Origin of the sequence: Bacillus luti, from assembly GCF_001884105.1 — a bacterium.
GTDB lineage: Bacteria > Bacillota > Bacilli > Bacillales > Bacillaceae_G > Bacillus_A > Bacillus_A luti.
Genome location: NZ_MACI01000018.1, coordinates 101,106 through 113,932, shown reverse-complemented (window position 1 = coordinate 113,932; position 12,827 = coordinate 101,106). Strand labels below are relative to the sequence as shown.

Sequence of the window (12,827 nt, the reverse complement as noted above, 5' to 3'; positions counted from 1 at the left end):
TAAGAAAACTCTTTCTTTATGAAATCGAATCCATATGCGTTGCTTTTCTACCTATTATATGGCTAAATAGGTACTATATTTATTTGAAGGGAGAGAACGCAATGGAACATCATACTTCTGTTCTATCACTTATGGTTGTCGTTGCAATCGCGTTTTTCGTTCCCCTTTTGTTACAACGCTTTAAATTAAAAGCACTTCCTGTCGTTGTTGCAGAAATTATCGCAGGAATCTTTGTAGGTAAAAGTGGATTTAACATCATTGAGCCAGATATGTGGCTTCAAGTCTTATCAACACTAGGATTTATCTTCCTAATGTTCTTAAGTGGTCTAGAAATTGACTTTTCGATCTTTAAACAAAAAGGGAAAAAGAATACGACAAACGAACCAAACACATTCCAAGCAGCAAGTATTATCTTCTTCTTTATTTTCATCTTATCTTATGCCCTATCATTACTATTCGTATGGCTAGGATTTGTAGATAATGCAATGTTTATGACTTTAATTATTTCAACAATTTCTTTAGGTGTTGTCGTACCAACATTAAAAGAGAATAACTTAGGAAAAACAGCAATTGGACAAATCATTTTACTAGTCGCGGTTATTGCAGACTTAGTTACAATGATTTTACTAGCTGTATTCGTCGGATTAAATTCCGAAAGCGGCCAAAGCATGTGGCTCCTTCTCCTTCTATTCGGCGCTGGTATTGTTATTTACTTCATTGCAAAACGCTTTAAAAACATTCCATACTTAGATAGCTTAAAAGCTGGTAGTGTACAAATTGATACACGAGCTGTTTTTGCACTCATCTTAATATTAGTTGGTTTATCTGAATCGGTTGGGGCAGAAAACATTTTAGGCGCCTTCTTAGCAGGTGTACTCGTATCGTTATTATCACCAAATGAAGATATGGTAGAAAAACTTGATTCCATCGGATATGGTTTCTTCATCCCTATTTTCTTCGTAATGGTTGGTGTAAATCTAGAAGTTTGGTCTATTTTCAAAGAACCTTCAAGTATGCTAATGATTCCAATATTAATTGTAGGGCTATTTATCTCAAAACTATTACCATCACTCGTTTTACAAAAATGGTATCCACGTAATATCGTACTCGGAAGTGCCATCTTATTAACATCAACACTTTCTTTAGTTATTGCGGCTGCACAAATCGGTGAAAAATTAGAGATCATTAGTCCAAGTTTATCAGCTTCTCTTATTTTAAGTGCTGTTATTACTTGTATTTTTGCACCTATATTATTTAAAAAGATGTTTCCAAAAGTAGAAACACCAAAACCAAAAGTATCTATTATTGGTGCGAGCCGAATTACCCTTCCGTTATCACTTGATTTAAAACGCGAGGACTATGACGTAACACTATATATGATACGCCAAAACAAACTAAATGATGAGGAAGCGAAATCTCATGACTTCCCTATCGTTAAACTTGATAAAATGACAATTGAATCATTAACTGAACAGACAGCCTTTGATGCAGATCGTGTTGTTGTTGCAACAAGCGATGATGAGCAAAACTTATTATTAGCAGAACATGCAAAAGAGCTAGGTGTTGAACATGTCATTGCGAGCGTAGAAGATCCTCTTCTACAAGAAAAAGCAACGCAAGAACATATTGCAGTATTCTCAACAATTAACTCTACACGTATTTTATTACGTGCCCTTATTGATAAGCCAAGTCTCGTTCGTTTAATTACAACAGCGAATGAAACAGTACGTGAAGTTGAACTGCGTAGTAATACATATAACGGTGTTGCACTACGTCGCCTTCCGTTTTTAGGTGATGTACTCGTCATTCAAATTTATCGCGGTAATAAAGCATTAATCCCGCATGGTGATACGAGACTACAACATGGTGATACATTACTTGTAACAGGTTCAAAAGAACATATCGATACATTGAAAAGCATATTAGAATAGAAAAATGCCCCTCATATAATTGAGGGGCATTTTTTTAAAGTTCCATATGGTAAAATGTTACTATCACATATTATGGGGATGGATCACATTATGTCTATTGCAACTTTAGCTCTCTTATTATTAGCGGAAGTACTCGTTGCCATTATTCTAATCGGTGTTAGCATTGAAATTTGTAGTTACGGCTGGAAAAAATCCAATGGAGTCAAATACACTTGTCTCTTGCTTTCACTCCTTCTTGGAACTGCTAGCATACTCGGGCTTTTCGCCGCACCTGCCTATTTTTTTATACAACTAACAGAAAAAGGATTATAAGAAAGGATGTTAATATGATTACGGTAAAACATATTGATGGATCTGAAACTTACGTATTACGTCAAAAAATTTTGCGCCCAAGTCAAACATTAGCAGCTTGTAAATATTCTTCCGACTACGAAGCAGACACCTTCCACTTAGGCGCTTTTTCAAATGATGAACTGATTAGTATCGCTTCCTTCTCAAAAGAAATATACCCTGACTTACCAGCTGGTAGCCACTATCGACTACGTGGAATGGCAACATTACCAAACTTTCGAAACAAACGCGCTGGAAGCTCCCTAATCCATGAAGCCGAGACAATTTTACAAGAACGTAACGCAAATATTTTATGGTGTAATGGCCGAATTACTGTAGCTGACTATTACAAACGATTAGGTTTCCACGAACACGGTGAAATCTTTGAAATTGAACCGATTGGCCTGCATAAAGTTCTGTATAAAAAACTATAAGAAAAGCTTTCCTCAATGTAGGGAAGCTTTTCTTATAGTTTAATCTTCACTTTTTATCTTTTTCATATATATGTATATAAATAAACTAGGAACTAAAAAACAAGCAAACATAATAAGTGCTGTTATACTAATTTCCTTTATCGAAATATCTGGTGTTACAATGATACAAATAGCTAAAATCCCAATAACAACCCCTACCGGAATTAATAGTAGCTTCATGAAATAACGACGCGATACTCCCCCTGTATGCTCATATACTTCCACTGAATTTTTTAAATTTAAAAAGTTAATAACTACGATCCCGCCCATAAATACCATTAATAAGTCCGAAACACTTTCATATCCCGCCCCTTGCAAGACATAGCGGTAAAAAACAATACATAATATTACGATATTTTGTAAGATGAAAGCTAATCTAATGTGTTTTAGTCCTTCAATCATTAAACGTTCATCTTTCACGATTTTCACCTTATCACTCCTTTTCCTCCCAAAATAAATCATTCAATGTTTTATCTACCGCATAACAAATTTTCAAACATAAATCTAAAGACGGATTGTATTTCCCCTTTTCAATTAAACTAATCGTTTGCCTTGTAACACCTACTTTTTCTGCTAATTGTTGCTGTGTTAAATCTAACTGAACACGCGCGACTTTTATTTTACTTACAGCCATTCATGTTCCTCCTTCGCCCTTATTGTAACATATATATTCCATTAAGTAATTTATATTTTACGTAATTAATTTGATTTTCACCTTATTATACACAAAAAAGGAGCCTCTCATCAGAAGCCCCTCTCCCAATATATTATAAAAATAAATGACATCCAAATAAAATTGTAAATAAGTATAGTAACGGATGTACTTCCATCCCTTTCCCTTTCACAATCTTTAAGACTGGATACACTAAAAATCCAATTGCAATTCCATTCGCAATACTTGATGTTAACGGAATACCTACGAAAATTAAAAATGCCGGCAACGCATCTTCAAACTCATTCCAATTAATATCTCGAATGCTTTGTGCCATTAAACTACCTACTATAATTAATGACGGAGCTGTAATAGCAGCTACACTTGATAAAGACGCGATAACAGGACTGAAAAATGCCGTTATAATCGTTAAACCAACAACTACAATACCTGTTAATCCAGTTTTACCACCTGCAGCAATACCAGCTGACGACTCAATCGTCGCTGCTGTTGGGCTTGTTCCAAAGATAGAACCTGTCGTTCCGCCAATTGCATCTGCGATAAATGCTTTACCAAAACGTTTCTCGGTATTATCTGTAATTAAACCTGCTTGTTTAATTAAACCAAGTAATGCACCTGTCGTATCAAATAAAAGCACGAGTAAAAACGAAAATACAACACCATATAATCCGTATTCAACTACATCTGAAAATGCATTGATTGGATTGGAAACGATAATTCCTTCTGGTAAATGAGGCATCGCAACAATTTTATCGGCAAACTTCAGTTGCCCTGTAAAGAAGGCGATAACTCCCGTCACAAGCATACTAATAAATAATGCACCACTCACACGTAATGTCATTAATACCGCCGCTAAAATTAAACCAATTAAAGTTAATATAACGGCTGGAGAATGAAAATCACCAATCGTAACTAAATTAGATGGATGATCCACGATAATTCCAGAAAGGCGTAATCCAATAAAAGCAATAAATAGCCCAATTCCACCTGCAATTGCATGCTTTAAACTATCAGGAATTGCGACAATTAGCTTCTGCCTAAATGAAGTGAAAGATAATAAAAGAAAAATGATACCTGTTACAAATACTGCTGAAAACGCAATGACATACGTAATCCCCTCTGCTTGTTGAACAACAGAATAAGCAAAATATGCATTCATTCCCATAGCTGGAGCAATAACAATTGGATAGTTAGCTAAAAACGCCATACATAGCGTCCCAATAACTGTCGCAATAATAGTTGCCGTAAAAGCTTGATCAAATGGTACACCTGCATCAGATAATATTTTCGGATTGATGACAAGAATATACGCAAATGTAAAAAAAGTTGTGATGCCAGCTAAAAGCTCTTGCTTCACAGAAGTGTTATATTTTTGTAATTGAAACATGCTTATGTACCCTTCCTACATCTGAATTATTATTACACATTCTTTTCTTACTAGTATGTGAGAAAATATAATACTTAATCTTAACAATCAATAAAAAGAAGAGTCAATATATTCTCTAATAGTGAGAATTTTAAGTTTAAGTCTGACAAGTACAGATGTAGTACAGTTAACTATGTTTATTTTTGTAGCATAACAGATGAAAATGTTTTATAATTTGAAATAGTTAAATATTTAGTAAACGCATTCAAATATCGTTCACTCTACAAGGGGGATTCTTCTTATGCAGCACACAAACAAATCTGGAACTTTAAACCGCGGTTTAAAAGAAAGACATATTACTTTAATGTCACTCGGTTCAGCTATTGGCGTTGGACTATTTTTAGGATCCGCTTCTGCTATTAAACTAGCTGGTCCTTCTATTTTACTAGGCTATATGATTGCCGGACTCGTTATTTTTTTCATTATGCGAGCACTTGGAGAAATGGCAATTGAACAGCCTGTTGCTGGTTCTTTTAGTAAATATGCAAATGATTATATCGGACCACTAGCTGGCTATATTACCGGTTGGAACTATTGGTTCTTATGGGTTGTTACTTGTATGGCTGAAATTACGGCAGCAGGAATTTATATGCAGTACTGGTTCCCAGATATTCCACGCTGGACTTGGGCATTACTCGCTCTATTATTAATGAGTGCTTTCAACTTCTTATCCGTAAAGGTATTTGGAGAACTTGAATTTTGGTTTGCTCTCATCAAAATTGTCACAATTATCTGTATGATAGTAATTGGAGCTGGCATTATTTTATTCGGATTTGGAAATGGTGGTATCGCTACTGGTATTTCAAATCTTTGGTCACATGGTGGATGGTTCCCTAATGGCTTTTCTGGATTACTACTCTCCATGCAAATGGTATTATTCGCTTATTTAGGAGTTGAACTAATCGGTGTTACAGCTGGTGAAGCTCAAAATCCAAAGAAAACACTCGCAAAAGCAATCGATAACGTATTTTGGAGAATCTTAATCTTCTACGTTGGAGCATTATTCGTGATGATGGCAATTTACCCGTGGAACGAACTTGGTGAGAAAGGAAGCCCATTCGTATTAACATTCCAACAAATCGGTATCGCAAAGGCAGCGGGTATTATCAACTTTGTTGTTTTAACAGCTGCACTTTCTTCTTGTAACGGCGGTTTATTTAGTACAGGCCGTATGCTATTTACATTAGCACAACAAAAGAAAGCCCCTGAACGATTCGGCCGTTTAAATAAAAACGGTATCCCAAGTCAAGGAATTGTAGCAACAGCAATCGTTTTACTTGTTGGTGTTATATTAAACTATCTTGTTCCTGCAAAAGTATTTACATGGCTTACTAGCATTTCAACTTTCGGCGCAATTTGGACTTGGGGCATTATTTTAGTCGCTCAAATTAAATTCCGTAAAGGCTTGCCAAGTGATAAAAAGGACAAGCTAACATATAAAATGCCTTTACATCCATTAAGTTCATATTTCTCACTCGGTTTCCTCGGACTTGTACTAGGTATAATGGCTTATTCGGAAGATACACGAATCGCATTAATTGTAGGTCCGATTTGGCTTATCGGCTTAGCTATCGTGTATTACATAAAAGGGTTTCATAAAATTGATGAAGCACCTAATTCAAAAATAAGTTAAACCTGTGATCTCTTCCTATTTACTAGGAAGAGATTTTTTCATTATTCACATAAATATTTATCAACTAAATTAACGTTATTTTTACATTATTTAATATTTTCTATCTTTCTTTCCTAAAAAAAATAGATTACATTATGAAAGCACATATATTTATTATTAGGGGGATTCTTCTATGAAGAACAAAAAATGGATTACATTTTCTTTAGCAGCAACAATTACACTAAGTATAGGAGCTTCGTTCATTCCATCTACTTATGCCGAAAGCTCCGCAGATCCGGCTCCTGAAATCGCCGCAAAAGTTGTAAATCAAAACAATGGGAAGAAAGTATTATTTGATAATACACACGGTCAAACGGCTGGAACAGCTGACTGGGTTATTGATGGCGGCTTTTCTGACTTCGGAAACGGCATTGCCCAAAACGGATATCATGTAAAGGAACTCCGTAAATCAACATCTATTACGTACGAAGATTTAAAAGATTACAATGTATTTATCGTTCCAGAAGCAAATATTCCTTACAAAAAATCTGAACAAGACGCAATGTTACAATATGTGAAAAATGGTGGAAGTATTTTCTTTATTGCCGATCATTATAATGCAGATCGTAATAAAAATCGTTGGGACTCTTCTGAAGTATTCAATGGATATAGACGCGGTGCTTGGGATAATCCGGCAAAAGGAATGTCAAACGAGGAAGTAAATTCACAAGCTATGCAAGGAGTAGAAAGCTCTGATTGGCTAGCTGATAACTTCGGTATTCGTTTCCGCTACAATGCAATTGGTGATGTTGCAGCTAAAAATATCGTGTCACCTGAACAATCATTCGGAATTACAGAAGGAGTTTCATCTGTAGCAATGCATGCTGGTTCTACTCTAGCAATTACAAATCCAAAACTAGCAAAAGGACTTGTTTACCTTCCAGAAAACCCGTCAAAATGGAATAATGCCGTTGATAGTGGTGTTTATAATGGCGGTGGTGTTGCAGAAGGACCTTACGCTGCAATCGCAAAAGTAGGACTTGGAAAAGCAGCCTTTATTGGGGACTCTTCTCCTGTTGAGGATGCATCGCCAAAATATGTTCGTGAAGATTCTGGTCAAACAAAGAAAACTTACGATGGTTATAAGGAAGAAAACGATGCGATCTTACTAGAAAATATCGTAAATTGGTTATCGAAGAAAGAGACATTTACAAGCTTAGATCAAGTTAACGGTTTACAGCTTGATGCACCTACAGCTCTACAACCATTCGAACAACCAAGTTTATCAACAGAACCACAACCAGAACCTTGGAGTGCGCCAAACGCAGGTTACCAATGGTTCAATACAAATACTTTTAAACCAGGTTCATACGGTTATAACGGTGCGGTAACAGCAAACGACTACGTAGTTACACACCCTAGCACTCTACCAAACAATGAAGTGTTCCAAATAAAGATTCAAGTGAATAACTTACTACCAAATACAACTTACAACAACTATTCTTTAGGTATATTCACTACTGGCGGTACACAGGTAGCAAAAGTTCAAAATGCAAACGGCACTTGGCCATCTACTTTCGGATATAGTAATGCATTTTCTTTCACAACAAACAGCTTAGGTTCTGCTGAAAAAATTGTAAATGTGCAAATCAATCCAACTACAACTGGACAAGCAACACTTCGTCTACGCCAAAACACAACAGCGAAATATAATGAAGCTGTCACGATTAACAAGCAATAATGAAAAAGGCAATCCGCATATGGATTGCCTTCTTTTCATTTCTCTTCTTTTGAGAAAAACATTCTTGAAATAACGATACCTATACTACCTACTATTAAGAATAACACTGCCCTGATCATCATTGATACTTCTGGTAAGTCTAGAAGGAATAGCTTCCCTATCGTTACGATTAATACGACTAAGCCGGCATACAATATTTCATTCATATTTTTATTCCGTCCAAGCCAAACTGCAAATAATGCATATATCATCCATAATAACGATACCGAAACACTAATTATGCTTCCATCTGTAGATAAAACCTCACCGATTCTCGTAATTGTAACGAATACAAGAACCATAAATGAATAGAGCGCTATAGAATAAACATATTTTCCAAAACTTATTAACACTTCTTTCGATTGTTTCATGCAGTAATAAAATGTCCCTATTAAAATAAGGTGAGCAACAAACCCCGCTGAAATAAATTGATCAAACGGACTAAAGATCGTTTGTATCATTCCAATCGCGTAAATCGTTGCACTAACATACAATTTTATCTGTTGTTTTACTTTAATAGCAGTCATCATCCCTAGGAAACCTTGCAACAATAATACGATCGCTGCATTCACTAAACTGTATTCATATAAAATTGCTAAACTAAATGCTCCCATGGCGAAACCAAATAACAGATTTGTAAATGTAGAATTTCTATTCTTCCTATATTCAAATACAAACATAACAGCATGCACAAGTGCACTAATGATTAATCCCCATGTTGTGAATTCTGGAATTTTTGCAATGGCTAATATAAAGAAAACGGCATTCGCACTAAATATCGCCAAGCGTGGTTCTAATATAAAACTTCTCTCCGTAAACATATGCCAAAATAATAGTAAATGAATCAAGCCATAAACAAACGTTAATTGTATTTGCAAATTCTCTACTAACATTGACATAACCGCAAAGAAAACAAAAAGGACAATTGCAGCAACAGCATAAGAAATCATATATAAGTACTTATAACGATTTTTCAAGGCATACCATAATAAACTAAGCGTTAATATCGTCTCATATCCAAAGAAAATGTACGAATTAGGAGTCGTACTATTTAACAAGAATGGCACGAAGAACGCTCCGACTGCTACGAAAATAGTAAGATATTCCGATTGATATCTTTTCGCTAAATAAATGCCTAAAATAACCCATACAATATTACAAATAAACGCGACACTTGCTGGAATGAATCCATATAAATAATGTGCCGCAAACGTCGTTAAAACAATACCCGTAATACTTCCTCCAGCTAACACTAACCCTAACGCTTGCCGCTCTCGTTTAATTTGAATGTCCCCTATATAATACAAACCGATAGATAGGGCGATACCAAACACAATTCGTATCGCTGGTGTTAATAAACCAGCATCTACCCCTGCTTTAAATAACCAAATAACCCCGAGTAACATAATACCGACAAATATGCGCGGCAACCATGTTTGGCAAAACTTAATAATATTGAATGGTTCCGGTTTAAAAGCAGATATATTGACTTGTTTTTCCTCAATTTCTTGCATGGGCTCTTTAATTGCAACTACACTTTCTTGTGATTTTTCATCCACTATCGTTTCCATGTATACTTTCTTTTCCTTACGAACATGTTGCTGAGCGTTTTCTACTTCTATTTCTCTTTGTTTCGCTTTCAAGTCAGAAAGTGCTTCTTGCATCGTTTCTATTGCCGTTTCGAGTGCTTCTATTTTCTTATCCAAATCTTCCTTCATACGCTCCCCCCTCATCATCCTTTCGAAACCTATATATTACCAATTACCTTTATCATACTCTTAGTCTATTCATTTTCAATACTATTTTTCCCAAAAAAGAAAGGTGTTTTCCGAAATTGGAAAACACCTTTCTTTTATTTCTTCTTATTTATAGCGATACTAACAATTACACTAGGGCAGGAACCTACAAGTGCTGAAGCAATGACACTTGGCCATCTACTTTTGGATATAGCAATGATTTGCTAAAATAAATTATTGCTTTTCATGTATACAAAAGCCTTTTTACCTGCTTATCTTTTATCAATTTTTGCAGCAATTCGATTTCCAATGAATTGGACAGACTGGACAAGAATAACAAGCATAAGTACTGTAACTACCATAACGTCGGTTTGAAAACGATAATATCCAAACCGAATTGCTAAATCACCAATACCGCCTCCCCCGACAACACCTGCCATCGCAGAATAAGAAATAAAACTTACTGTTAAAACCGTTAAGCTTAATACAAGACCCGAACGTGCTTCAACGAGTAATACTTTCCGTACAATTTGAAGCGGCGTTGCTCCCATTGCTTCCGCGGCTTCAATTACTCCTTTTGGAACTTCACGTAATGCCTGTTCTACAAGTCTTGCAAAATATGGAATTGCCGCTACTGATAAAGGAATCGTTGCTGCAATTGGACCAATTGTTGTTCCTAATATCGCTCGTGTAAGAGGCACAAGAGCCACTAATAATATAATAAATGGGAATGAGCGGATAATATTTACAATCCCGTTTAAAATACGATGAACAATGTTCTGTTCCAGAATTTGTCCTTTACTTGTAAAATATAAAATAACACCTAAAGGAACGCCTAAAATAATTGCGGCTCCAACAGAAAGTCCAACCATTAACAATGTTTGCAAAAGTGATGTCCCAATCTCCGGAAGCAATGGGATAATGTTATTGAACATGTGCAATACTCCCTTCTTGCTCTACACCTAATAAGAGTTTTGCAATTTCTGATGTTGGTTTTAATTGTTGATCATACAAATCAAATGATTCCACAACTTCTCCCTCTTCCATAATTGCGACTTTATTACAAATTTGTTTAATGACATTCATTTCATGTGTTACGATTACGATTGTAACGCCTAATTCTCTATTGATTTTTTGTAAAAATTGCAAAATAGAAAGTGTTGTTTTCGGATCAAGCGCCGATGTCGGTTCGTCACAAAGTAGTACTTTAGGATTATTTGCTAATGCACGAGCAATTGCTACCCTTTGTTTTTGTCCGCCACTTAGTTGTGAAGGGAAATGATGTGCTTTATCACTTAAACCAACAATCTCTAAACATTCCCTTACACGATTTTCTCTTTCTTCTTTCGAAACTGATTTTAGCTCTAATGGTAAAGCGACATTATCTAATACATTTTTATTATGAAGAAGATGAAAATGCTGAAATATCATACCAATCGATTGTCTTGCCGTTCGCAAATCTTTCTTAGATAACTTTGTTAAATCATTTCCGTTCACAATAATTGCACCTGAATCTGGCTTTTCTAATAAATTCATTGTACGTAACAATGTAGACTTTCCGGCACCACTTAATCCGGCAATCCCGTATATATCATATTCTTCAATTTGCAAAGAGACTGATTTCACCCCGTGAAATAAACCTTCTTTCGTTTGAAAGGTCTTATTTACATCACGTAACGTTATCATTTCACTCACTCCTTTTCACTCGATTTAAAAGCATCTTCCGCCAGTAACGAAAACGTTACATCATCCATAGGAGGATTGTGCAAACCAGCTCGAACATTCAAATAATAGCGGTGTAATGGATTTGTTTCAGATAAGCTTTTAGCCCCTACAATTCGCATTGATTTATCAACAACTGATATCGCTGTATTTGTCGCAATATATTTTGCTGCTGCTAGTTCCGCTTGTAATGATTGTTTATCTTCTACATCGTCATATTTTTTTGCGATTTGATATACAAGCGTACGAGCTTGCAAGAGTTCTAGCTCTAACTCTCCTACTAACCTTCTAACATTAGGAAGCAAACTAATCGGATGAGTTAAACTATTCGGTTGATATGATTTTGCAAAATCAATTGCATAATTTCTTGCGGCCTGTGCAATTCCTAAATAGCATGCTGGTATATGAAGTAACCATCCAATTCCTTTTGGTTTCGTCTTTGAATCCTTTATATCAGTTAAACACTTATCAGCAATCTCTACATTTTTTAATACAAGATCATGACTAGCGGTTCCACGCATCGCAACGCTATCCCATGTTTCTTCAATAAAAACGCCGTTTTCATGTCTTGGGATTACAAATTCTCCAATTTCTTCGCGCCCTTCTATGCTGGCTGATATGATGAAATAATCAAGTACAGGAGCCATCGTTGTAAAAGTTTTTCTCCCGTTTATTATCCACTTATCACCTTTTTGAACAGCTAACGTTTCTGGTTTTCCACCACGCGTAGGACTCCCTGTATTTCGCTCTGTTGCAGCTCGGTTAAAAAGAGCACCCTTTTTTACTTCTTCACAAAGCCAGGAAAACATGTCAGGTTTCCACGACCGATTTTCAGCAAGTTCCTTAATAATTCCAAGATGCCACCCAATTGATAAAGCTGTCGCACCATCTCCTTCGGCAATCTTTTCTTGAAATAAAACAAAATCATATAAAGAAATAGACTCTCCTCCAACATCTTTTGGGAGCGTTAGTTTTGTATAGCCAATATCCTGTAAATCTTTCATATTTTCAAAAGGAAAAGAACCAAGCTCACTTAGCTGATGCTCTCTTCCTGCAAACTGTGGAATTAACTCCTTTAACTTCTCTAACACAAGCAGTTGTTTTTCTGTTTCTACATACGAGATTGCCATATTGAAGCCTCCTT

At 35.8% G+C, this 12,827-nt stretch carries 12 protein-coding genes; 5 read left to right on the top strand and 7 right to left on the bottom strand.

From position 1 onward, the window contains the following. The first annotated feature begins 101 nt into the window (after nucleotides 1-101). The 3 genes from BAQ48_RS05345 to BAQ48_RS05335 are packed head-to-tail and all read left to right on the top strand — an operon-like array spanning nucleotide 102 to nucleotide 2,695. Nucleotides 102-1,931: a monovalent cation:proton antiporter family protein gene (locus BAQ48_RS05345; protein ID WP_071710299.1), complete on the top strand. Its 1,830-nt coding sequence runs from the start codon at nucleotides 102-104 to the stop codon at nucleotides 1,929-1,931. A 54-nt stretch (nucleotides 1,932-1,985) separates the two neighbouring features. Next, nucleotides 1,986-2,243, top strand: a complete 258-nt coding sequence (locus BAQ48_RS05340; RefSeq protein WP_071710298.1) for a DUF4022 family protein — start codon at nucleotides 1,986-1,988, stop codon at nucleotides 2,241-2,243. 14 nt (nucleotides 2,244-2,257) lie between these two features. Continuing rightward, on the top strand, nucleotides 2,258-2,695 hold the full coding sequence (locus BAQ48_RS05335) for a GNAT family N-acetyltransferase (protein WP_071710297.1): 438 nt from the start codon (nucleotides 2,258-2,260) through the stop codon (nucleotides 2,693-2,695). Nucleotides 2,696-2,734: 39 nt separating this feature from the next. On the opposite strand, the gene BAQ48_RS05330 is transcribed toward BAQ48_RS05335, so the two are convergent. The 3 genes from BAQ48_RS05330 to BAQ48_RS05320 form a co-directional block, all read right to left on the bottom strand. Further along, nucleotides 2,735-3,163 carry a hypothetical protein gene (locus BAQ48_RS05330; RefSeq protein WP_071710296.1) on the bottom strand — a complete coding sequence of 143 codons (429 nt, stop codon included), beginning with the start codon at nucleotides 3,161-3,163 and terminating at the stop codon, nucleotides 2,735-2,737. A 4-nt stretch (nucleotides 3,164-3,167) separates the two neighbouring features. Then, nucleotides 3,168-3,368, bottom strand: a complete 201-nt coding sequence (locus BAQ48_RS05325; RefSeq protein WP_000301182.1) for a helix-turn-helix transcriptional regulator — start codon at nucleotides 3,366-3,368, stop codon at nucleotides 3,168-3,170. A 133-nt stretch (nucleotides 3,369-3,501) separates the two neighbouring features. Continuing rightward, a complete protein-coding gene (locus BAQ48_RS05320; RefSeq protein WP_071710295.1) occupies nucleotides 3,502-4,794 on the bottom strand; it encodes an NCS2 family permease in 1,293 nt (430 codons plus the stop codon). Nucleotides 4,795-5,074: 280 nt separating this feature from the next. Here BAQ48_RS05320 and BAQ48_RS05315 point away from each other — a divergent pair, with 280 nt between their 5' ends. Further along, on the top strand, nucleotides 5,075-6,466 hold the full coding sequence (locus tag BAQ48_RS05315) for an amino acid permease (RefSeq protein WP_071710294.1): 1,392 nt from the start codon (nucleotides 5,075-5,077) through the stop codon (nucleotides 6,464-6,466). A gap of 172 nt (nucleotides 6,467-6,638) precedes the next feature. Further along, complete coding sequence (locus BAQ48_RS05310; RefSeq protein WP_071710292.1) at nucleotides 6,639-8,186, top strand: DNA-binding protein; 1,548 nt, start codon at nucleotides 6,639-6,641, stop codon at nucleotides 8,184-8,186. Nucleotides 8,187-8,221: 35 nt separating this feature from the next. Here BAQ48_RS05310 and BAQ48_RS05305 read toward each other — a convergent pair whose 3' ends face one another. The 4 genes from BAQ48_RS05305 to BAQ48_RS05290 all read right to left on the bottom strand — a co-directional run bounded on the left by BAQ48_RS05305 (nucleotide 8,222) and on the right by BAQ48_RS05290 (nucleotide 12,813). Next, the gene (locus BAQ48_RS05305; RefSeq protein ID WP_071710290.1) at nucleotides 8,222-9,943 is read right to left on the bottom strand and encodes a DUF2339 domain-containing protein; all 1,722 of its coding nucleotides are present in this window, start codon (nucleotides 9,941-9,943) and stop codon (nucleotides 8,222-8,224) included. Between the two features lie 290 nt (nucleotides 9,944-10,233). Continuing rightward, on the bottom strand, nucleotides 10,234-10,896 hold the full coding sequence (locus BAQ48_RS05300) for a methionine ABC transporter permease (protein WP_017560983.1): 663 nt from the start codon (nucleotides 10,894-10,896) through the stop codon (nucleotides 10,234-10,236). Next, complete coding sequence (locus tag BAQ48_RS05295) at nucleotides 10,886-11,647, bottom strand: methionine ABC transporter ATP-binding protein (RefSeq protein WP_071710288.1); 762 nt, start codon at nucleotides 11,645-11,647, stop codon at nucleotides 10,886-10,888. The genes BAQ48_RS05300 and BAQ48_RS05295 overlap by 11 nt, the downstream gene beginning before the upstream one ends. Nucleotides 11,648-11,652: 5 nt before the next feature. Next, nucleotides 11,653-12,813 (bottom strand): acyl-CoA dehydrogenase family protein, encoded by a 1,161-nt coding sequence (locus BAQ48_RS05290; protein ID WP_071710286.1) that lies wholly within the window; start codon nucleotides 12,811-12,813, stop codon nucleotides 11,653-11,655. Nucleotides 12,814-12,827: the final 14 nt, after the last annotated feature.